The organism is Kitasatospora saccharophila (genome assembly GCF_039529925.1).
Lineage (GTDB): Bacteria > Actinomycetota > Actinomycetes > Streptomycetales > Streptomycetaceae > Kitasatospora > Kitasatospora saccharophila.
The window spans coordinates 23,608-44,631 of the sequence record NZ_BAAANS010000011.1; the positions used below are offsets into that span (position 1 = coordinate 23,608).

Sequence of the window (21,024 nt, forward strand, 5' to 3'; positions counted from 1 at the left end):
GGCCAGACTCCGCGTCCGCAGCCGGGGGCGTCCAAGCGGGCCGCGCCCGACCGCGGCCGCACCCTGCTCGGACCGGCCCTGCGCCTGATCCACACCGGACAGGCCCCCACCCGCTCCGCCCTCACCGGCGCCCTCGACGTCACCCGCGCCACCGCGGGCGCCGTCACCGGCGAACTGGAGGCGCTCGGCCTGATCACCGTCGACTCCCGCCCCGCCGGCGGCGGCCGCGGCCGGCCCTCGCACCGGCTCGCCCTCACCGACCCCGGCCCCGCCGTCCTCGCCGCCCAACTGCACGCCGACGGCGTCTCCGCCGCGCTGGCCGGACTCGGCGGCCGCCTCCACGACCCCGTCCACCTGCCGCTGCCCGCCGACACCTCGCCCGCCGCGCTGCTCGCCGCCGTCGCCGAGACCGGCGCCCGGCTCGCCCGCGACAGCCGCCGCCGGATCCTCGGCTCCGCGCTCGCCCTGCCCAACCCCGTCACCGAACCCGACGGCACCGCCCTCGCCGCCCTGCACTTCGGCTGGCCCCCCGGCACCCCCGTCGCCGAACTCTTCGCCGCCGCCGTCGCCCGCACCGACCCCGGCCCGCGCGCCCGCGCCACCCTGCCCACCGCCGTCGCCAACGACGCCAACCTGGCCGCCCTCGCCGAACACCGGCACGGCGCCGGCCGCGGCGCCCGCCACCTGCTGCTGGTCACCTCCGGACACCGCGGCGTCGGCGGCGCCCTGGTCATCGACGGCCGCCTGCACACCGGCAGCTCCGGCCTCGCCCTGGAGGTCGGCCACCTCACCGTCGACCCGCTCGGCCGCCCCTGCGCCTGCGGCAACCGCGGCTGCCTCAACGCCGAGACCGACACCGACGCGCTGTTCGCCGCCGCGAAGCGCCGCCCCGACCCGCACCGCCCGCTGCTCCCGCAGGCCCGCGAACTGGCCCGCGACCCGGCCGCCGCCGACGCCCTCGAACACGTCGTCGACCGGCTCGGGCTCGGCCTCGCCGGACTGGTCAACATCCTCAACCCGGACCGGATCGTGCTCAGCGGCCTGCACCTCGACCTGCTCGCCGCCGCCCCCGACCGGCTCGCCGCCGTGGTCGCCGAACGCTGCCTGTGGGGCCGCAGCGGACGCATCCCGATCGTCCCCGCGCAGGTCGTCCACGCCGGACTGGTCGGCGCCGCCGAACTCGCCTGGGAGCCCTACCTGGACGACCCGCAGGCGGTCGCGGCGCCCTGAGGCGCGTCCCGCCGGGGCCCGGCGCGGGGGAGGGGAAACGGAACGGCGCGGGGGACGGAGGACCGTCCACCCGCGCCGTCCGGCACGACCGTGCGCGCTTACTTGCCGAAGCGCAGCTTCCAGGGGGCCACCGCGGACTCCAGCTGCACGCCCAGGCTCATCTTCGACATGCCCTCGACCCGCTCCTCGAAGCGGATCGGCACCTCGGCGATGCGCATGCCGCGCTTGACGACCCGGTAGTTCATCTCGACCTGGAACGAGTAGCCGTTGGAGCGCACCGACTCCAGGTCGACCGCGCGCAGCGCCTGCGCCTCCCACGCCTTGAAACCGGCGGTGGCGTCCTTCACCTTCAGGCGCAGGATCGCGTTCACGTAGAAGTTCGCCCACGCGGACAGCGCCTTGCGGTGCCACGGCCACTCCGACGCGGTCGAGCCGCCCGGGACGTAGCGCGAGCCCAGCACCACCGAGGCGTCCGTGGTGGTCAGCTTCTCCACCATCGCGGGGACCGCGGTGTGCGGGTGCGACAGGTCGGCGTCCATCTGGACGACGATGTCCGCGCCGTCCTCCAGCGCCCGCGACATGCCGGCGATGTACGCCCGGCCCAGGCCGTCCTTCTCGGTGCGGTGCAGCACCGAGATGTTGCCGCCCGAGTCGGCCGCCAGCTTGTCGGCGACGTCGCCGGTGCCGTCGGGGGAGTTGTCGTCCACGACCAGGACGTGCAGGTTGTCCATGCCGAGGTCGGCCAGCCGACCAACCAGGACCGGCAGGTTCTCCCGTTCGTTGTAGGTCGGAACAACCACAACAACCTTCGGGTGGGCCTCAGCCATGTTTTTCTATCCTCGATGCAGTACGAGCTGGAGGCGGCAGTCTAGCGTTCCTTCCCGAACGTTCGTCCCACGGGGGTGTTTCGTCCGGGCACCCACCGGGTAACCCGGCCCCGGTCGGGAATCCCCGTGCCGGGCCGGTCCGTTCAGCAGGCATGACCGACACCGCACCGGCAGCCGGCCGGCCCGAACCACTGCACTACGCCGCCTTCACCGCCGACCCCGCCGGGGGCAACCCGGCCGGCGTCGTGCTGGACGCCACCGGGCTCACCGACGCACAGCAACTCGCCACCGCGGCCCGGCTCGGCTACTCCGAGACCGCCTTCCTCACCGCCGACCCCGACCGGCCCCGGACGCACGCCGTCCGCTACTTCAGCCCGCTCGCCGAAGTCTCCTTCTGCGGGCACGCGACCATCGCCGCCGCGGTCGCCCTCGGCGAACGGCACGGCCCCGGCGAGTTCCACTTCGCCACCCCGGCCGGACCCGTCCCCGTCGAGGTCACCCGGGACGCGGACGGCGGCCACCTGGCCACCCTGACCAGCGTCCCCGCCACCGTCGAGGACGCGGACCCGCAGGACGTCGCCGAGGCGCTCGCCGCCCTGCGCTGGCGGCCCGCGGAGCTCGACGACCGCCTCCCGCCCCGGATCGCCTACGCCGGGGCCCGCCACCTCGTCCTCGCCGCGGGCAGCCGGGCCCGGCTCGCCGAACTCGACTACGACTTCGACGCCCTCGCCGCGCTGATGCGCCGCCTCGACCTGACCACCCTCCAACTGGTCTGGGAACAGGACGCCACCACCTACCACGTGCGCGACCCCTTCCCGGTCGGCGGCGTCGTCGAGGACCCGGCCACCGGCGCGGCCGCCGCGGCGTTCGGCGGCTACCTGCGCGAGCTGCGCGGCCTCACCACCGCCCGCCTCACCCTCCACCAGGGCGAGGACCTCGGCCGGCCGGGCGTTCTCACCGTCGACCTCACCGAGGGGGAGGAGCGGGTGCGCGTCACGGGGCGTGCGGTGCCGATCCGGTAGGCACATTCAGGGGCTCGGGGAACGGCGAGGCCGTGCTGCCGGCGGTCGGAGCCCATCGAAGGTCCGTGCTGCTGCGTGCGGTAACAGAACCCGAAGCCGATGCGCGCTCCGGCAGTGCACCGTCAGCAGCCCCGGGCTCGCCGTTCCCCGAGCCCCTGAATACGCGCGCCGCCCTGCCGTACTCCACGGGTAGTACGCGTGTCTGCTCCGGCGGGACGATGGTGGGCGGGGCCGGGGTGGTTAGCCTTCCGGTATGGGTGAATCGCGTCCGCTGTGGGTGCCGCCGTGGGTGCGGGCGGCGAAGGCCGGGTGGCCGGTGGCGGGGGCCGCGGTGGTGGCGGTGGCCCAGGTGGTGGGGACGACGGCGGCGCAGCGGCACCAGGGCGGGCGGGTGCCGCTGGACGGCTGGGGGTACCTGCTGCTGGTGCTCGGCCCGGCGCTGCTGGTGCTGCGGCGCAGGTGGCCGGCGGCGACGGTGGTGGCGGTGGCGGCGGTGACCGCCGGGTACCTGTGGGCGGGGTACCCGTACGGCCCGGGGTTCCTGGCGATGGTGGTGGCGTTCTTCGTCGCGGTCCGGCACGGCCACCGGCGGGCGGCGTGGCTGAGCGCGGGCGGCTTCTACCTGGTGCACCTGCTGACGGGCTACGTGCCGCCGGACGGCTGGTCGCGGGCCCCGGAGCACGCCGTGCGGGGGTGGCAGGAGCTGGGCGTCACGGCCTGGCTGCTGCTGGTCTTCGCGGGGGCCGAGCTGGCCAGGTTCCGGCAGGAGCGGATCGCCGCGGTGCGGGCCGCCGAGGAGGAGGCCCGGGCCCGCCGCCACGACGAGGAACGGCTGCGGATGGCACGGGAGTTGCACGACATCCTGGCGCACTCGATCTCGCTGATCCACGTGCAGGCCGGGGTGGCGCTGGAACTGCTGGACGCCCGTCCCGAGCAGGCCCGGGAGGCGCTGACCACGATCAAGGCGACCAGCAAGGAGGCGCTCGGCGAGGTCCGCCAGGTGCTGGGCACGCTGCGCGGCCCCGGCGCGAGCGCGCCGCGGGCGCCCGCCCCCGGGCTGGCGCGTCTCGACGAACTGGTCGAACAGGCCGGGCACGCCGGGCTGGTGGTGACGGTCGAGCGGCGCGGCCGGGCGGCCAAGGCGGGCGCCGGGCTGGAACTCGCCGCGTTCCGGATCGTCCAGGAAGCCCTGACCAACGTGCTGCGGCACTCCACGGCCCGCACCGCGACCGTCGAACTCGCCTGGGACCGCGGCGGGTTGGCGGTGACGGTGGCCGACCCCGGCCCGGCCGGCGGCGGCGACGCCGGCGGCAGCGGCAACGGGCTCACCGGCATGCGGGAACGGGCCGCCGCGCTCGGCGGCAGCGTCGAGGCCGGACCGGACGGGGCCGGGGGCTGGCGGGTGCGGGCCCGGCTGCCGGTGCCGGCCGCCACCACGGAGAACGGGGACACGACGTGATCAGGGTGCTGCTCGCCGACGACCAGACGCTCGTCCGGGCCGGGTTCCGGGCCCTGCTGGACGCCCAGGCCGACCTGGAGGTGGTCGGCGAGGCCGAGGACGGCGAGCGGGCCCTCGCGCTGGCCCGCGAACTGCGCCCGGACGTGGTGCTGATGGACATCCGGATGCCCCGGCTGGACGGGCTCGCCGCGACCCGCCGGATCTGCGCCGACCGCCTGCTGGCGGACGTCCGGGTGGTCGTGCTGACCACCTTCGAGCTGGACGAGTACGTCTTCGAGGCGCTGCGCGCGGGCGCCGCCGGGTTCCTGGTCAAGGACACCGAGCCCGGCGACCTGCTGCGCGCCGTCCGGGTCGCCGCGGCGGGCGACGCGCTGCTCTCCCCGGGCGTCACCCGCCGCCTGATCGGCGAGTTCGCCGCCCGCTCCAAGGAGCCCGCCACCACCCGCCTCGACGTCCTCACCGACCGCGAACGCGAGGTCCTCGCCCTGGTCGGCCTCGGACTCACCAACGAGGACATCGCCCGCCGCCTGGTGGTCAGCCCGCTCACCGCGAAGACGCACGTCAGCCGCACGATGGTGAAACTCGGCGCCCGCGACCGGGCCCAACTGGTGGTGCTGGCCTACGAGTCGGGGCTGGTCCGGCCGGGGTGGCTGGGGTAGTGCGCGGGGAGTAGGGCGGGTGTCGCCCGGTGGGGGACGTGCCGGGGCCGGGGTGCGGGGGACGGTGGAGGGGCCGGCAGGGAGCCGGCGGCTCGACCGAAGGGGATGAGTGGTGATGGTGACGTTGCTGGCCGACGGGTGGCACGGGCCGGGGCCGTGGGTGCTGGTGTTCCCGCTGTTCTGGCTGCTGGTGGTGGTGCTGGTGGTGACGGTGCTGCGGCGGGCGGCGTGGCGGCGGCGCGGGTGGTGCGGGGGCGGGGAGCACGCTCCGCTGGCGGTGCTGGGGCGGCGGTACGCGCAGGGGGAGATCGACGCGGCGGAGTACCGGGAGCGCCGGGGCGTCCTGACCGAGGAGCACCGCGCGGACGGGGGGAAGCGGTGACGGCCGCGGCCCGGGTGGAGGACGCCGTGAAGGAGTACGGCGCGGGGGAGACCCGGGTGCGGGCGCTGGACGGCGTCAGCGTGGAGTTCGCCGCGGCCGCCTTCACGGCCGTGATGGGGCCCTCCGGGTCGGGGAAGTCCACCCTCATGCACTGCGCGGCGGGCCTGGACACCCTCAGCGGCGGCCGGGCCTGGCTGGGGGAGACCGAGCTGTCCGGGCTCGGCGACCGGGAGCTGACGCTGCTGCGCCGGGAGCGGATCGGCTTCGTCTTCCAGGCGTTCAACCTGCTGCCGACGCTCACCGTGCGGGAGAACATCACCCTGCCGCTGGACCTCGGCGGCGCCGCCCCCGACCGGGAGTGGCTGGACGCGCTGATCGACGTGGTCGGCCTCGGCGACCGGCTGCACCACCGGCCGAGCCAACTCTCCGGCGGCCAGCAGCAGCGCGTCGCCGTCGCCCGGGCGCTGGCCGGGCGGCCGCAGGTGGTGTTCGCCGACGAGCCGACCGGCAACCTGGACTCGCGCAGCGGCGGCGAGGTGCTCGGGCTGCTGCGCTCCGCGGTGGACACCATGCGCCAGTCGGTGGTGATGGTCACCCACGACCCGGCCGCCGCCGCGCACGCCGACACCGTGCTGTTCCTGGCCGACGGCCGGCTGGTCGACACCATGGAACGGCCCACCGCGGAACGGGTGCTGGACCGGATGAAGGCGTTCGACGGCCGGCGCGGCACGGCGGCCGCCCGGTGAACGCGAGCGTGCGGATCGGGGCGCGCTCGCTGCTCGCCCACCGGCGCCGACTGCTCGGCACCGTGCTGTCGATCGTGCTGGGCGTGGCGTTCCTGACCGGCACCATGGTGCTCGGCGACACCCTGCGGGCCAACTTCGACACCCTGTTCGCGGACGCCAACGCGGGCACCGACGCGGTCGTCCGCAGCGCCCGGGTGCTGGACGCGCCCAACGTGCCCGGCGGGGTCCGCGCCCCGCTGGAGGAGTCGCTGACCGCGAAGCTGCGCGCCGCGCCCGGGGTGAGCGCCGCCGAGCCGTCCGTGCAGGGCGCGGGCCAGCTGATCGGCACCGACGGGAAGCCGGTCGGCGGCCAGGGCCCGCCCACGCTGGCCGGGAACTGGATCGACGACCCGAAGCTCAACCCGTACCGGCTCGCCGAGGGCCGGGCCCCCGCCGCGCCCGGCGAGGCGGTGATCAACCGGGGCGCGGCGAAGGCGGGCGGGCTGGAGGTCGGCGACAGCACGGTGCTGCGCACCCCCGACCCGGTGCGGATCACCGTGGTCGGCATCGCCACCTTCGGCGCCGACGCCGACGGCATGGGCCCCAGCACCTTCACCGCGCTGACCCTGGCCGACGCCCAGGCCCACCTGACGCCAAAGGGCAGCGGGCAGGTGTCCACCGTCCGGCTCCGCTCGGACACCCTGAGCCAACGCCAACTCGTGGACGCGATAAGCCCGTTGCTTCCGCCGGGGGTGGAGGCGCTGACCGGCGCCGACGCCACCGCGCAGTCCACCGCCGACGTCTCCGGGCGCTTCCTGAGCCTGTTCACCACCCTGCTGCTGGTGTTCGCCGGGGTCGCCCTGCTGGTCGCCACCTTCACCATCCACAACACCTTCGCCATCGTCACCGCCCAGCGCACCCGGGACCACGCCCTGCTGCGCGCCCTCGGCGCCGGCCGCCGCCAGGTGCTCGGCACCACTCTCGGCGAGGCGCTCGCGCTCGGCGCGCTCGCCTCCGGGCTCGGCCTGCTCGGCGGCTTCGGCGTCGCCGCCGGACTGAAGGCGCTGTTCGCGGCGATCGGCTTCACGCTGCCCACCGGCGGCACCGTGGTGCACCCCGCGACGGTCCTGCTGCCGCTGCTCACCGGCACCCTGGTCGCCGCCGGCTCCGCGCTCGCCCCCGCCCTGCGGGCCGCCCGCACCGCCCCGCTGGCCGCCCTGCGCGACACCGCCGTGGACGACTCGGCGCGGGGCCGGGGCGCCCTGGTGCGCACGGCGGTCGGAGCCGTCCTGGTGGCGGCCGGACTGCCCGCCCTGGTGGTCGGGGCGACGCACGGCCCCTCGCTGGCGCTGACCGTCGGCGGGGCGCTCGCCCTGCTGGCCGGGACGGTGGTGCTCGGGCCGGTCGCCGCCGCGCTCGCCGTCCGGGTGCTGGGCGCGCCGCTGCCCCGGCTGCGCGGCGTCACCGGCGCGCTGGCCCGCCGCAACGCGGCCCGCAACCCGAAGCGGACGGCCGCCACCGCGACCGCGCTGATGGTCGGCGTCGCCGTGGTCACCCTGTTCACCGTGTTCGGCGCCTCGGTCCGGGCGACCCTGGACGACACCGTCTCGCGCACCTTCGCCGGCGACCTCGCCGTCACCGCCCCCGCCACCGGGGCCGGCGGCAGCGGCGTCTCCCCGAAGCTGGCCCCCGCCGTCGCCGCCCTCCCCGAGGTGCGCAGCGCGGTCGGCCTCGGCCGGGGCGTCGCCCAAGTGGACGGCCACGGAACCCGGTTGGGCGTCGCCGACCCGGTCGCGCTGGCCGAGGTCACCGACCTCGGCCGGATCGACGGCTCGCTGGCCGCGCTGGGCACCGACGGCCTCGCGGTCTCCCGGGCCGAGGCCGACGCGCACGGCTGGCGGCTGGGCAGCCCGGTGGCGATGCGGTTCACCGACACCACCGCCGCCTTCACCGTCCGCGCCCTCTACCAGGGCGGCGGCGTCGCCGGGGACTACCTGATCAGCCGCGAGGCGTGGCAGCCGCACCGGGTCCAGGACGCCGACACGCTGGTCGCCGTCGCGCTGGCGCCCGGCGTCACGGTCGAGCGGGGCCGGGCCGCGATCGGGGAGTTGGCCCGGGAGTACGGCGACCCGCAGGTGCAGACCCGGGCCGAGTACGCGCAGAGCTCCGCCTCCGGCGTCGACATGATGCTCTCGGTGGTCTACGCGCTGCTCGCGCTCGCCGTGCTGATCGCGCTGCTCGGCATCGCCAACACGCTGACCCTGGCCGTCCACGAGCGCACCCGCGAACTCGGCCTGCTGCGCGCCGTCGGCCAGAGCCGGGCCCAGCTGCGGGCGATGGTGCGCTGGGAGTCGGTGCTGGTCGCCGCGTTCGGCACGGCGGGCGGGCTGGCGCTGGGCGCGCTGCTCGGCTGGGCGCTCACCCGGGCCTCCGACAGCGCCGGGACGGGCTCCTTCGCGCTGCCCGCCGGGCGGCTGGCCGTGGTCGCGCTGGTCGGCCTGGCCGCCGGGGCGCTGGCCGGGCTGCGGCCCGCCGCGCGGGCGGCGAAGCTGGACGTCCTGCGGGCGGTGGCGAGCGACTGACGCGCCGTCGGGCGCCCCCGCCCCGCAGGGGCGGGGGCGCCCGGTGCGTGCGGGCGAAGGCGCCCGGCGGGGAGGCCCGGATCAGTAGGATGACCGCCATGCCTGAGACCCCGGAAGCGTTGATCGGCGGTCGCTACCGCCTGGTGGAGCCGATCGGCCAGGGCGGGATGGGACGGGTCTGGCGGGCGCACGACGAACTCCTCGACCGCCGCGTCGCGGTGAAGGAACTGCTGCTCCCGCCGGGCGCCCGGGACGCCGAACGCGACGAGCTGGTGCAGCGGGTGGTGCGGGAGGCCCGGGCCGCCGCCAGGCTGCGGCACCCGGGCATCGTGTCGGTGTTCGACGTCGTGCAGCACCGGGGCGCGCCCGCCATCGTCATGGAGTACCTGAGCGGCCGCTCGCTCGCCGCGGAGATCGGCGCGGACGGCGCCCTCGACCCCGAGCGGGTGGTCGCCCTCGGCCTGACCCTGCTGGACGCCCTCGCCGAGGCGCATGCCAAGGGCGTGGTGCACCGGGACGTCAAGCCGGACAACGTCCTGCTCACCGAACAGGGCGCCGTCCTCACCGACTTCGGCATCGCCCGGTCCGCCGACGCGACGACCGCGCTGACCGCGACCGGCGTCCTCATCGGCACCCCCGCCTACCTGGCCCCCGAACAGCTGGAGGGCAAGCAGGCGACCGCCGCCACCGACCTGTGGGCCCTGGGCGCCACCCTCTGGCACGCCGCGGCCGGCCGGCCGCCGTTCGCCGCGCCCACCTTGACCGCGCTGTACGTCGCCATCCTGACCCAGCAGCCCCAGCCCCTGCCGCCGGGCCCGGCCGAGCCGCTCGCCGCCGTCCTCGCCCCGCTGCTGGCGAAGGACCCGCAGCAGCGGCCCTCGACCGCCGCGGCCGCCGAGCGCCTGCGCGGCCTGCACCGGACCCACACCGCGACGACGCTCACCGCCGCCCCGGCCCCCGCCCCGGCCCCCGCCCCCGTGCCGGTCCCGGCCCCGGAGCCGGACCCGGTCCGGGTGACGCTGCTCGACCCGGTCGCGGCCGGCGAACCCGACGCCTCCCACGGCCCGTTCCGCCCGTACCACCGGTTCACGGTCGAGGCGGGGAGCCTCGTCCAGGGCGTCTCCTTCAGCCCGGACGGCGGCAGCGTCTTCGCGTACGGCCACGGCGGGGTCTGGCGGTGGGAGGCGGCCACCGGCCGGGCGCTGGTCGCCCCGCGGCTGCTCGGGGAGCGGAGGGTGGGGGCGGCGGTGCTCGGCCCCGACGGCGCCATGATCGCCACCGCCGGGACGGGGAACGCGGTGCGGCTGTGGAGCACGGCCACCGGCGAGCCGTTGGAGCCGTCCGGGCGGGGCGGGGTGGCCCGGCTGTGGGCGGGGCGGCGCGGGCCGGCCGCGCTGGCCTTCCCCGGGAAGACGTACGTCATGGCGATCAGCCCGGACGGGGGCCTGCTGGTGGCGGGCGGGGAGGAGTCGGCCCGGCTCTGGGACCTGTCCTCGGGCCGGGTCGTCGCCGACCTGAAGCGGCGTCCCCTGGTGGTGCGGTCGGTGGCGTTCGCCCCGGACGGGGAGAGCCTGATCACCAACACCTCGGGCGGCGTCCACCGGTGGGACCGCAGCGGGCGGCTGCTGGGGGAGTGGGCGGCGGAACACACCCCCGTGGTCGCGCAGAGCCTGGTCTTCCACCCGGACGGTGAACGGCTCGCCGTGGGCGTCTGGAACGAGGGCTGGTACCTCTGCGACCCCAGGACGGGGGAGCCGGAGCCGGGGACCGTCCGGGGCCGGCGGTCGTTCGAGTTCGCGCTCGCCTTCAGCCCGGACGGCCGGGAGCTCGTGGTGGGCGGGGACCCGGTCAGCGAGGAGCGGACGCAGGTGTGGGAGCTGGAGTCCGGCCGGTGCGTGGCCGCCCTCCACTCGAACTTCCGGGTGAAGTGCGCCGAGCAGGTGGCGTTCTCCCCGGACGGCCGCCTGCTGGCGGTGGCCGGCGGCTCGGCCGTGCAGCTGTGGCGCCGCTGAGGGGGCCTGGCATAAGGGGAAGCTGGAACCCCGGTAACCGTCACTTATCGTAGTTGACTGTTACGCTTGGTGGCGTAGCGGCGGCGGCGAGGAGAGCGTGCGATGAGCGACCACACCCAGGACGTGGACCGGACCGACCCCGAGTACCGGGCCTGGCTGAAGGAGGCCGTCCGCCGGGTGCAGGCCGATGCCAACCGGTCCGCCGACACCCACCTGCTGCGCTTCCCGCTGCCCGCCGAGTGGGGCGTCGACCTGTACCTCAAGGACGAGTCGACGCACCCGACCGGCAGTCTCAAGCACCGGCTGGCCCGTTCGCTGTTCCTGTACGGGCTGTGCAACGGCTGGGTCCGGCCCGGCGCCCCGGTGATCGAGGCGTCCAGCGGCTCCACCGCGGTCTCCGAGGCGTACTTCGCCCAACTGGTCGGCGTCCCGTTCATCGCCGTGATGGCCCGCACCACCAGCCGGGCCAAGATCGAGCTGATCGAGTTCCACGGCGGCCGGTGCCACCTGGTCGACAACCCGGGCGAGGTCTACGCGGTGGCCGCCGAGCTCGCCGCCGAGACCGGCGGCCACTACATGGACCAGTTCACCTACGCCGAGCGGGCCACCGACTGGCGCGGCAACAACAACATCGCCGAGTCGGTCTTCGCCCAGCTGCGGTTGGAACCCCACCCCGAGCCCGCCTGGATCGTCGCCACCGCGGGCACCGGCGGCACCTCCGCGACCATCGCCCGGTACGTCCACTACATGCAGTACGACACCCGGATCTGCGTCGCCGACCCGGAGAACTCCTGCTTCTTCGAGGGCTGGGTGCACCACGACCCGGACGCGCACTGCCCCACCGGCTCCCGGATCGAGGGCATCGGCCGCCCCCGGATGGAGCCCTCCTTCGTGCCCGGCGCGATCGACCGGATGATGAAGGTCCCCGACGCGGCCTCGATCGCCGCCGTCCACCTGCTGGCCGACGTCCTCGGCAAGAAGGCCGGCGCCTCCACCGGCACCGGCCTGTGGAGCGCGCTGCGGATCGTCGCCGAGATGCGCCGCGAGGGCCGCAGCGGCAGCGTCGTCACGCTGATCTGCGACCCGGGGGACCGGTACCTCGACAAGTACTACTCGGACGAGTGGCTCGCCGCCGAGCGGATCGACCCCCGGCCGCACCGCGCCGCCCTGGAGGAGTTCCTCGCGGGCGGCGACTGGGCGGAGGGCTGAGCGCTCGTCAGTTCTCCTCGCCGGTCCGGCCGCCCCGCTCGGTGAGCAGCAGGACGGCGGTGACCACCACGAACACGGCGGTGGCGAAGTGCACCCCGAAGGCCGTGGCGGTGCTGCCGTGGCGCGCCAGGATGGTGACGGCGTCGCCGAACGGGGTGACCGACTCGGCGAGCAGCGCCCAGCCGAGCGCCCGGCGGTGCCCGGTCAGCAGCAGGGCCAGCGGGACGAGGCCGGAGACGAGGTCCCGGATGCCCTTGAGGTTGAGGAAGGCCGCGGCCTCGCCCTGCGGCCACACCGGGAGGCCGAAGCCGGAAGCGGTGCTCTCCGGGGAGACCAGGAAGCTGATGCCGATGTAGCCGATGCCCAGGGCGACCAGGGCGGTGAACACGGTGGCGAGGTTGACGCGCAGTCGGCTGCTGGCCGGGCGGGTGGTGGTGGTTGTGGTGCCGGTGAGCGCGGACATGGTGGTTCCCCCTGGAGCGGTGTGCGGAGCGGAGCGGCGTGCGCCGCCGTTTTGCTAGCGGCGCTAGCGACAGGAATGATGCTAGACCGACGGACCGTCAGATGTCTAGCGGTGCTAGGATTCCGTTCATGGCTATCAAGGAACGCAGGGCGCGCGAACGCGCCGAACGGGAACGGCTGATCGTCCGGGCCGCCCGCGAACTCGCCGAGACCGAGGGCTGGGACGCCGTCACCACCCGCCGCCTCGCCGAACGCATCGAGTACAGCCAGCCCGTCCTGTACAGCCACTTCAGCGGCAAGGACGCCATCGTCGCCGCCGTCGCGGTCGAGGGCTGCGCCGAACTCGCCACCCTGCTGCGGGCCGCCGCCGCGGACGTCGCGGACCCGCGCGAGGCGTTCGCCGCCGTCGCCCGCGCCTACCTCGCCTTCGCCGCGGCCAACCCCGCCCTCTACGACGCGATCTTCACCCTCCCCAGCACCCTCCCCTTCGGCACCCCCGAAGCCCCCGCCCCCCTGCACGCCGCCTTCGCCGCCATCGCCGAACCCGCCACCCGCAGCGCCAGGGTCACCGGCCACGACCCCGGCGGCTACACCGAACTCGCCTGGTCCGCCCTGCACGGCATGGTCACCCTCGCCCGCACCGGCCGGCTGCGCCCCGACCTCGACCGGCCCCGGATCGACGCGTTCAACGCCGTCTTCTGAGCCGGCCGCCGGGCCCGTACCGCCGGGCCCGTGCCAGCACGCTGCCAGCCCCGTACCAGCGGTGCCCCCGAAGGTGGGCACGTCGGTACCCGAGAGCTGGAGGACGTGGTGGTGGAAGCGGTTCGTTCGGCCCGCCGGTGGTGGGCACTGGGGGCACTGGTGGTGAGCGTGCTGGTGGTCGGCCTGGACGGGACGGTCATCAACGTGGCCCTGCCCACCCTCGCCCGCGAACTCGGCACGGACAACACGCAGTTGCTCTGGATCGGCGGCGGCTACCTGCTGACCTTCAGCGTGGCGATGCTCCCCGTGGGCCGGCTCGGCGACCGGCTCGGCCACCGGCGGGTGCTCACCGCGGGCGTCGCCCTGTTCGGCGCCGCCTCGCTCGCCGGCGCCTTCACCGGCTCCGCGGGCGCGGTGATCGCGGTGCGCGCCGCGATGGGCCTCGGCGCCGCGATGATCATGCCGGTCTCGATGGCGCTGCTCCCGAAGGTCTTCCCCGCCGAGGAGGTCCCCCGGGCCATCGCGGTCTGGACGGCCGCCGCCGCCCTCGGCATGCCCGCCGGGCCGGTGATCGGCGGCTGGCTGCTGAACCACTTCTGGTGGGGCTCGGTCTTCCTGTTCAACGTCCCCGTGGCGGCGGCCGCCCTGCTCGCGGGCGCCCTGCTGCTCCCCGCCGACGGCCCGCGCGACCGGACCCGCAGCGCGCCGTTCGACTGGCCCGGCACGCTCCTCGGCACCACCGGGACCACCGCCCTGGTCTACGGCACCATCCTGGTCCCGGCCGACGGCTGGACCTCCCCGACGGTGCTCCTCCCGCTGGCCGCCGCCGCCCTGCTGCTGGCCGGCTTCCTCCGGCAGCAGCGCCGGGCCGCCGAACCCCTGCTCGACCTCGGGCTGTTCGCCGACCGCCGGTTCTCCTGGGGGACCCTGGCCGCCGTCCTCGGCAACTTCACCGTGATGGGCATCCTGTTCGTCGTCCCCCAGTACCTGGAGGCCGTCCAGGGCTACGACGCCCTCGGCACCGGACTGCGGGTGCTCCCGCTGATCGGCGGCCTGATGCTGTCCGCCGCGCTCAGCGAGAGCCTGGTCCCGAGGGTCGGCGCCCGCGCCGTGGTGCCCGCCGGACTGACCCTGCTCGCCGCCGGGGTCCTGCTCGGCACGCGGGCCGCACCCGACAGCGGGTACGGATCCACCGCGCTGTGGCTGGCCGTGGTCGGCGTCGGCTTCGGCCTGACCGTCGTGCCCGCCACCAGCCTGGTGATGGCCTCGCTGCCCGAGACCCGCACCGGCGTCGGCACCAGCGTCCTGGAAACCCTGCAACAGGTCGGCGGCGTCCTCGGCGTCGCGGCCCTCGGCAGCCTGCTCAGCGCCGGCTACCTGGCCCGGATCGACGTCACCGCCCTCCCCGCCCCCGCCGCGACGGCCGCCCGCGACTCGGTGACCGGCGCGACCGCCGTCGCCGCCGAACTCCACGACGGCGCCCTGCTCTCCTCCGCCCACACCGCCTTCGTCCACGGCATGTCCGCCGTCCTCACCGCCTCCGGCGCGGTCGCCCTCCTGGCGGCGGGCCTGGCGGCGGCCTTCCTCCCGAAGAAATGAGGACGGCGGAGGGCGCGCATCCAGGGGCTCGGCTGAGGACGGCGGAGGGCGCGCATCCAGGGGCTCGGGGAACGGCGAGTCCGTGCTGCTGACGGCCGGAGCCCATCGAAGGTCGGGGCTGCTGCGTGTAGTGAACAGAACCCGAAGCCGATGCGCGCTCCGGCAGTGAACCCGCAGCAGCCACGGCCTCGCCGTTCCCCGAGCCCCTGGAGGCGCAGCCCTCTCACTGCTCGCAGCCGGCGGCGGCCGCTCGCATCCAGTGGTCGCCGATCTGCGCGAACTCCCGTCGGCTGCGGTCGAGTTGCTCGGCGGCCTCGGCCGGCCGGTCCTCGGCGAGGGCGATCCGGCCGAGTACGAGGCCGGCGGCGGCGGAGGTCCACGGGTCGGGGTGGTCGAGCAGGGCGCGCAGTTCGCGCAGGGCGGTCGGCCGGTCGTCCAGCAGGAGGGCGCAGCAGGGGGCGAGCAGGGGCAGGACGGGGTGGGCCGGGCGGTCCGGCAGGTGGTCGCGGACGGTGGCCGCGGCCTGTCGGAGGGCCGCCGGGTCGTGGTCGGGGCCGGCGCCGAGGGCGGGGAGCAGGACGGCGAGCGCGGTGCAGAGCGCGTGGGCGTCCGCGAGGCCGGGCGGGACGTGGGGGCCGACCAGGTCGCGGACGGCGCGCGTCCAGTGGCCGGCCTCGCCGATGTGGTCGCAGATCGTCCAGAACCAGGCCAGGGCGCCTGCCAGTCGCAGTGCGTCCGCCGTGTCGCCGGTGGCGGTCAGGTGGCCGAGGGCGGCGTGCAGGTCGTCCCGTTCCGCGTTCAACCGGGCCGACCAGTGGGCCTGTTCGGGGCCGCGCAGTCGGGGTTCGGCCCGTTCGGCCAGGGCGAGGAAGCAGGCGGCGTGCGCGTCCCGGGTGCGGGCGGCGGTGCCGGCGGTGGCGGCCTTCTCGGCGGCGTACGCCCGGACGGTCTGCAGCAGGTGGTAGCGGACCCCGCCGTCCGGGCCGTCGGCCGCCGCCCGGACCAGGGACTTGTCGGTCAGGGCGGCGATCACCTCGACCACGTCGGCCCCCGGGGCCAGCGGGCCGCAGACCAGTTCGGCGTGCTCGGGCGTGGCCCCGCCGGCGAACACCGACAGGGCCGCCAGCACCGCGCGTTCGTCGGCGTCCAGCAGGTCCCAGCTCCAGTCGACCACGGCCCGCAGCGTCCGGTGCCTGGGCAGGGCGGAGCGGTCGCCGCCGGTCAGCAGTCGGAAGCGGTCGTCGAGCCGTTCGGCGACCTGGCGCAGCGTCAGGGAGCGGGTGCGGGCGGCCGCGAGTTCGATCGCCAGCGGGATGCCGTCCAGCGCCCGGCAGATGTCGGTGACCAGCGGCGCCGTCCCCGGGTCGATCCGGAAGCCGGGGCGGACGGCGGCGGCCCGGTCGGCGAACAGCCGCACCGCCGGGTAGTCGGCGGCCGCCGGGTCGTCGGCCGGGGGCAGCGGCAGCGAGGGCACCGGGCAGAGCGATTCGCCGGTGACGCCCAGCGGCTCCCGGCTGGTGGCCAGCACCCGGACGTGCGGGGCCCGGGAGAGCAGGCCGGCCGCCAACGCGGCCGCCGCGTCCAGCAGGTGCTCGCAGTTGTCCAGCACCAGCAGCAGCCGGCGCCGCTCCAGGGCCTCCGCCAGCCGTCCGACCGGGGAGGGCAGCGGGGTGAGCGGCTCGCCGACCCGCAGCGCGTCCGGGACGCCGAGCGCCTGCAGCGCGGCCTGCGGGACCTCGGCGGGCGAGGTGACCGGGGCCAGCGGCACCAGCCACACGCCGTCCGGGAAGTCCGCGGCCAGCCCCGCCGCGACCTCCAGCGCCAGCCGGGTCTTGCCCGCCCCGCCGGGCCCGGTCAGCGTCACCAGCCTGGTGGTGTCCAGCAGTTGGCGGACGGTCGCGGACTCCCGCTCGCGGCCGACGAAACTGGTCAGCGCCAGCGGCAGGTGGGAGCGGCGCGCCGACGGCTCCGGCGCGGGCGCTGTGGCCGGGCCTGGAGCCGGGGCCGCCGCTGAGGGCTCCGCCGGGGCCTTCGCGGGGGTCTTCGAAGTGGTCAACTCGCCGCGCAGCAGGGCGAGGTGGAGCGCGGACAGTTCGGGGGAGGGGTCCACGCCGAGCCGTTCGGCCAGCTCGCGCCGGGTCTCCTCGTACCGCTCCAGCGCGGCCGCCGGACGTCCCGCCGCCGCCAGGGCCCGCATCAACTGGCCGTGCAGCCGCTCGCGCAGCGGGTGCGCGGCCGCCAGCTCCGCCAACTCGGCTACCAGTGAAGCTCCCTGACCGAGCGTCAACTCCGCCGCCACCCGTTCCTCGACGGCGGTCAGCCGCAACTCCTCCCAGCGCCGGGCCGCCAGGGACGCGAACGGCTCGTCGGCGAACTCCGCGAGCGCCGGTCCGCGCCACAGTCCCAGCGCCCGCCGCAGCACCGGCAGCCGTTCCGCCGGGGCGGCCAGGCCGCGCGCCGCCGCCAGCAGCCGTTCGAACTCCAGCGCGTCGACCTCGCCCGCCCCCGCCGCCAGCCGGTAGCCGCCCGACCCGGCCAGCACCACGTCCCGCCCGCCCAGCGCCCGCAGTCGGGACACCAGCGTCTGCAGCGCGTTCCCCGGTACGGCGGGCGGCTCCGCGCCCCACAGGTCCGCCACCAGCCGCTCGGAGGAGACCACCCGGCCCGCGTCCACCACCAGCCGCACCAGCAGCCCCCGCAGCCGCGCCCCCGCGACCTCCGCGCCCCGGACCTCCAGCGGCCCCAGCACACCGATCAGCACGCGATCACCCCCGCCGGCCAGTCTGCCACCCCGGCCGCCGGCTCCCCGCCCGTCCCCGGCGGCCGGGACGGTCAGGGGGCGCCCAGCAGCCCCAGGAGCAGCAGTGGGACGGCGGCGGTGGCCAGCGCGCCCCGGGCGACCGGGGAGGCGGGCGGGTGGAGGAGGAGCAGGCCGGCCGCCGCCCCGCCGAGGACGATCGCGGTCACGCTGCCGGCCGGCCCCGTCCCCAGGCCCGTCCCCAGACCCGCCCCCAGGCCCAGGAGCAGCAGCAGCGCGGTGGCGGCGGCCAGCAGTCCCTGGACGGTCGCGGCGACCGGCAGGCCGAGGAAGTACAGGCCGGTCGCCACCCCGGCGAGGACGGCCGCGGTGCCCGCCAGCCCCAGGGCGACCCGGTGCGCGGGCGTGGTCCTCCGCCTGCCCTGGAGCACCTCGAAGCTGCCGTGCAGGAACCACCCGGCCACGGCCACGGCCTCGCCCGCCATCAGCAGCAGCGCCAGGCCCGCGTCGAACAGCCACCGCAGCATCCGGGCGCCCCCTCCCGCCGATTCCCGCCGACCATTCAACACCCTTGCCGGGCAGGCCCGGTGGCGGTTGCGGCGGTCCGCACCCCGGCCGCGCGCGGTGGGCCGGCAGGCCGACGGCCTGTGCAGGAGCAGGAGCAGGAGCAGGAGTTCGGCGGGCTGCGGCGCCGGGCGGGGTGCGGTCCCGGCGTCGGAGAACACGGACGGCGGCCCCGCTCGGGTCGGCTCCCGGAGCGGTGTCAGTCGAAGCGGTGCGGGTCGAACTGCGCGACGGGCAGGCGGGTGGAGCCGTCGCAGGCGAGCTCCGCCGCGATCTCGCCGATCACGGTGGCGAACTTGAAGCCGTGCCCGGAGAACCCGCCCAGCAGGGTGAGACCGGGCAGTTCGCGGCGGCCCCCGACCAGGAAGTGGCGGTCCGGGGTGAGCGAGTACATGCAGGAGGCCATCCGGACCGGGTACGGGTCCACGCCGAGCAGGGTGTCGCCGACCGCCTCCGCGAAGCGCTCGGCGTCCTGCCGGTCGGGCGGGCGGTGGCCGGCCGCCGGGTCGGCGGGCTCGTCGATGCCGGGCCAGGTGTGCAGGCCGACCTTGACGGTCGTGCCGTCGAGGGACGGGAAGCCGTAGCTGCCGTGCTCGCCGGTGGAGTCGGAGCGGGCGAAGATCGGGAACCGGTCGGGGGCGAAGGCGGCCGGGTCCCGGTGGCCGAACCAGCCCATCACCCGCCGCTCGACGGTGAGCAGCCCCGCGGTGCCCGGCAGCAGCTGCCGCAGCCAGCCGCCCGCCGCCACCACCACGTGGCGGGCCGTCAGCTCGCGGTCGTCGAGCACCACCCGCGGGCGCTCCGGGTCGGGCACGACCTCCCGGACGGCCGCCTCGGCGAACACCTCGGCCCCGCTCGCCACCGCGGCCTCCACGGCCGTGGTGACCGCGAGTTCGGGCCGCAGCAGGCCGGCCTCCTCCTCGTAGAAGCCCTGCAGGTCGTCGGTCACCCGGAACTGCGGGAAGTCCCGGCGCAGGTCCTCGGCGGACAGCAGGTCGTACGTGAGCCCGTGCGCCCTGGCCGAGGCCAGCGGCCCGGCGATCACCGAGGAGTCGGCGGGCCCGACCATCAGACCGCCGGTCCGCGCCAGCAGGCTCCGGCCGGAGACCCGCTCCAACTCCTGCCAGAGCTTCCAGGACCGCTTCACCAGCGGCACGTACGCGGCGCCCTCGGCGTAGGCGGTGCGGATGATGCGGGACTCGCCGTGGCTGGCGCCGTGGTCGTGCCCCGGGGTGAACTGCTCGATGCCGATCGCCCCGACCCCGCGCCGGGCCAGCTGCCAGAGGGCCTGGCTGCCCATCGCGCCGAGTCCGACGACGATCACGTCCGCATCCACCGAAGTGGTCATGGTTCGACAGCTCCACACTCGTGCCGGAATCACCCGGACCGGTCGGTCGCGTGCCGGTTCGGCCCGGTCGCGGACGCGTTCGAACGCCGGGGCACCGCCGTCCCCCATGCTGCCCGGTCCGAATCGAGTGCGCCAGGGCATCAAACATTCTGCTGCGAAAGGAAATTGAGCGAAGCTGTCGGCTACCGGCCGGAGTCCGCCGGGGCGTCGAGGCCGCCGGTGCGGACGGCGGTCACGAAGGTGGACCAGGCGGCGGCGGGGAAGAGCAGGGCGGGGCCGTGCGGGTCCTTGGAGTCGCGGACGGGGACGGTGCCGGGGATGTCGTCCGAGACCTCGACGCAGTTCCCGCCGTTGGCGCTGTGGGAGCTCTTGCGCCAAGTGGCGCTATGCAGCTCGTCCATGTTCAAAGCCTCTCCGTACCTCTCGAATGAACTGGATACTCGCGGCCTGGGACAGCGCCTCGCCTTGGAGGTAATCGTACTCACTGATCCACTCCTCCAGCGTTTCCAGATCGCGTTCGAGATAGCCGCGCTTCTGAGTCTCGCCGTAGCCGATGACTGACCTGTTCGGCATGGTCAGCAGCACGACCGGAAGAGTGAACGATCTGGCTTCGGGGACCGAGAACGGTGCCACCTGAATCCTGAAACGGGGGCGGGCGGCCATGGCCTCCAAGTGGCGGAGTTGGGCCACCATGACGTCCAGGCCGCCGACCGGTCGCCGTAGCGCTGCCTCGTCGATTACCGCGTGGTAGAACGGCGCCGGGGTCCGCTCCAGGGTCCGTTGCCTCTGAAACAGCGCCTCGCTTCGTTCGTCGGCCTGCTCCTGAGTTGCAACGCCTCGCAACACGGGACCCGCTTGGTAGGCGCGTTCGTAGTCGTGAGTCCGGAGCAGGCTCGGAATGACGCTGACCTCGTACGCCCGAATCGTTGTCGCCTTCGCCTCGTTGCGCACCAGCTCGGGGAAGCCTTCGAACAGGGCCTGCTGGCTTACCACGCTCCGTCCTCTGAGGAACTGTTCGCCCGAACCAAACACCCGGTCAAGTGTGGTTGCAATCTGTTGACTTGGTTTCCTCCGGCCGTGCTCGACCGCTGAGATGTACGACGACGTGCAGCCGACCAGGGACGCCAAGTGCTCCTGCGTCCACTCTCGCTGCTCCCTTGACGTGCGGAGCAGTGCCCCGATCCCGTCCGCCGGGGACGTCTCGGGGTCAAGTTCCCTCTTGTTCACGGTGATTCGACCTACCAAACAAACCGCTGGAGACAAGTTGAACAGTCTCGAAGCCTAGGGGACAGTGGGCGCTCCCGGTAGCCATTGCGTCACGGAGCGGAACGGCTCGGCAACGTGCTGGTGTCCCGTGCCTGCACGGGGTCGCCGGGTGCTGATCTCGGCCAGCAGAACTGGCCACCGCCCTATCGTGGTTGGGGCGGGCGAGGGCGGTGGTGGTCGAGGCGGTCCACCACTCCCACGGGCGAGCGCGCGGAGCG

At 75.6% G+C, this 21,024-nt stretch carries 18 protein-coding genes; 11 read left to right on the top strand and 7 right to left on the bottom strand.

What is annotated here, in order from left to right; all coding sequences use genetic code 11:
• Positions 1-63 precede the first annotated feature (63 nt).
• Positions 64-1,230: an ROK family protein gene (locus ABD345_RS10450; RefSeq protein ID WP_344551816.1), complete on the top strand. Its 1,167-nt coding sequence runs from the start codon at positions 64-66 to the stop codon at positions 1,228-1,230.
• A gap of 98 nt (positions 1,231-1,328) precedes the next feature.
• Here the strand turns inward: ABD345_RS10450 and ABD345_RS10455 are convergent, their stop codons facing one another.
• A complete protein-coding gene (locus tag ABD345_RS10455; RefSeq protein ID WP_344551683.1) occupies positions 1,329-2,057 on the bottom strand; it encodes a polyprenol monophosphomannose synthase in 729 nt (242 codons plus the stop codon).
• A gap of 152 nt (positions 2,058-2,209) precedes the next feature.
• Between ABD345_RS10455 and ABD345_RS10460 the strand changes: the two genes are divergently transcribed.
• From ABD345_RS10460 to ABD345_RS10495, 8 genes are all read left to right on the top strand, one after another.
• Positions 2,210-3,079 (top strand): PhzF family phenazine biosynthesis protein, encoded by an 870-nt coding sequence (locus ABD345_RS10460; protein ID WP_344551684.1) that lies wholly within the window; start codon positions 2,210-2,212, stop codon positions 3,077-3,079.
• A 253-nt stretch (positions 3,080-3,332) separates the two neighbouring features.
• On the top strand, positions 3,333-4,538 hold the full coding sequence (locus tag ABD345_RS10465; RefSeq protein WP_344551685.1) for a sensor histidine kinase: 1,206 nt from the start codon (positions 3,333-3,335) through the stop codon (positions 4,536-4,538).
• A complete protein-coding gene (locus ABD345_RS10470) occupies positions 4,535-5,197 on the top strand; it encodes a response regulator (RefSeq protein ID WP_344551686.1) in 663 nt (220 codons plus the stop codon). Before ABD345_RS10465 ends, ABD345_RS10470 begins: the two co-directional genes overlap by 4 nt.
• Positions 5,198-5,312: 115 nt before the next feature.
• Entirely contained in the window at positions 5,313-5,579 is a 267-nt protein-coding gene (locus tag ABD345_RS10475; RefSeq protein WP_344551687.1) for an SHOCT domain-containing protein, read from the top strand.
• Entirely contained in the window at positions 5,576-6,325 is a 750-nt protein-coding gene (locus ABD345_RS10480) for an ABC transporter ATP-binding protein (protein ID WP_344551688.1), read from the top strand. Before ABD345_RS10475 ends, ABD345_RS10480 begins: the two co-directional genes overlap by 4 nt.
• Positions 6,322-8,886, top strand: a complete 2,565-nt coding sequence (locus tag ABD345_RS10485; protein WP_344551689.1) for an FtsX-like permease family protein — start codon at positions 6,322-6,324, stop codon at positions 8,884-8,886. The genes ABD345_RS10480 and ABD345_RS10485 overlap by 4 nt, the downstream gene beginning before the upstream one ends.
• Before the next feature lie 98 nt (positions 8,887-8,984).
• Positions 8,985-10,898, top strand: coding sequence for a WD40 repeat domain-containing serine/threonine protein kinase (locus tag ABD345_RS10490; RefSeq protein WP_344551690.1), 1,914 nt, complete (start codon positions 8,985-8,987; stop codon positions 10,896-10,898).
• A gap of 102 nt (positions 10,899-11,000) precedes the next feature.
• Positions 11,001-12,107 carry a PLP-dependent cysteine synthase family protein gene (locus tag ABD345_RS10495; RefSeq protein WP_344551691.1) on the top strand — a complete coding sequence of 369 codons (1,107 nt, stop codon included), beginning with the start codon at positions 11,001-11,003 and terminating at the stop codon, positions 12,105-12,107.
• A gap of 7 nt (positions 12,108-12,114) precedes the next feature.
• Here ABD345_RS10495 and ABD345_RS10500 read toward each other — a convergent pair whose 3' ends face one another.
• On the bottom strand, positions 12,115-12,570 hold the full coding sequence (locus tag ABD345_RS10500) for a DUF4267 domain-containing protein (protein WP_344551692.1): 456 nt from the start codon (positions 12,568-12,570) through the stop codon (positions 12,115-12,117).
• Positions 12,571-12,698: 128 nt separating this feature from the next.
• On the opposite strand from ABD345_RS10500, the gene ABD345_RS10505 reads away from it, so the two are divergent.
• Positions 12,699-13,271: a TetR/AcrR family transcriptional regulator gene (locus ABD345_RS10505; protein WP_344551693.1), complete on the top strand. Its 573-nt coding sequence runs from the start codon at positions 12,699-12,701 to the stop codon at positions 13,269-13,271.
• 111 nt (positions 13,272-13,382) lie between these two features.
• Positions 13,383-14,870, top strand: coding sequence for an MFS transporter (locus ABD345_RS10510; protein WP_344551694.1), 1,488 nt, complete (start codon positions 13,383-13,385; stop codon positions 14,868-14,870).
• Between the two features lie 223 nt (positions 14,871-15,093).
• Here ABD345_RS10510 and ABD345_RS10515 read toward each other — a convergent pair whose 3' ends face one another.
• The 5 genes from ABD345_RS10515 to ABD345_RS10535 form a co-directional block, all read right to left on the bottom strand.
• Positions 15,094-17,631, bottom strand: a complete 2,538-nt coding sequence (locus ABD345_RS10515; RefSeq protein WP_344551695.1) for an AfsR/SARP family transcriptional regulator — start codon at positions 17,629-17,631, stop codon at positions 15,094-15,096.
• 71 nt (positions 17,632-17,702) lie between these two features.
• Complete coding sequence (locus ABD345_RS10520; protein ID WP_344551696.1) at positions 17,703-18,155, bottom strand: hypothetical protein; 453 nt, start codon at positions 18,153-18,155, stop codon at positions 17,703-17,705.
• A gap of 236 nt (positions 18,156-18,391) precedes the next feature.
• Complete coding sequence (gene solA, locus ABD345_RS10525) at positions 18,392-19,540, bottom strand: N-methyl-L-tryptophan oxidase (protein ID WP_344551697.1); 1,149 nt, start codon at positions 19,538-19,540, stop codon at positions 18,392-18,394.
• 182 nt (positions 19,541-19,722) lie between these two features.
• The gene (locus ABD345_RS10530) at positions 19,723-19,941 is read right to left on the bottom strand and encodes a DUF397 domain-containing protein (protein ID WP_344551698.1); all 219 of its coding nucleotides are present in this window, start codon (positions 19,939-19,941) and stop codon (positions 19,723-19,725) included.
• Positions 19,925-20,767, bottom strand: coding sequence for a helix-turn-helix domain-containing protein (locus tag ABD345_RS10535; RefSeq protein ID WP_344551699.1), 843 nt, complete (start codon positions 20,765-20,767; stop codon positions 19,925-19,927). Before ABD345_RS10535 ends, ABD345_RS10530 begins: the two co-directional genes overlap by 17 nt.
• Positions 20,768-21,024: the final 257 nt, after the last annotated feature.

Bases quoted from the DNA above. Each gene is read 5' to 3' on its own strand.
- ABD345_RS10455 (WP_344551683.1), bottom strand. From the start codon at position 2,057: ATGGCTGAGGCCCACCCGAAGGTTGTTGTGGTTGTTCCGACCTACAAC.
- ABD345_RS10460 (WP_344551684.1), top strand. From the start codon at position 2,210: ATGACCGACACCGCACCGGCAGCCGGCCGGCCCGAACCACTGCACTAC.
- ABD345_RS10465 (WP_344551685.1), top strand. From the start codon at position 3,333: ATGGGTGAATCGCGTCCGCTGTGGGTGCCGCCGTGGGTGCGGGCGGCG.
- ABD345_RS10475 (WP_344551687.1), top strand. From the start codon at position 5,313: ATGGTGACGTTGCTGGCCGACGGGTGGCACGGGCCGGGGCCGTGGGTG.
- ABD345_RS10490 (WP_344551690.1), top strand. From the start codon at position 8,985: ATGCCTGAGACCCCGGAAGCGTTGATCGGCGGTCGCTACCGCCTGGTG.
- ABD345_RS10495 (WP_344551691.1), top strand. From the start codon at position 11,001: ATGAGCGACCACACCCAGGACGTGGACCGGACCGACCCCGAGTACCGG.
- ABD345_RS10500 (WP_344551692.1), bottom strand. From the start codon at position 12,570: ATGTCCGCGCTCACCGGCACCACAACCACCACCACCCGCCCGGCCAGC.
- ABD345_RS10505 (WP_344551693.1), top strand. From the start codon at position 12,699: ATGGCTATCAAGGAACGCAGGGCGCGCGAACGCGCCGAACGGGAACGG.
- ABD345_RS10520 (WP_344551696.1), bottom strand. From the start codon at position 18,155: ATGCTGCGGTGGCTGTTCGACGCGGGCCTGGCGCTGCTGCTGATGGCG.
- solA (WP_344551697.1), bottom strand. From the start codon at position 19,540: ATGACCACTTCGGTGGATGCGGACGTGATCGTCGTCGGACTCGGCGCG.
- ABD345_RS10530 (WP_344551698.1), bottom strand. From the start codon at position 19,941: ATGGACGAGCTGCATAGCGCCACTTGGCGCAAGAGCTCCCACAGCGCC.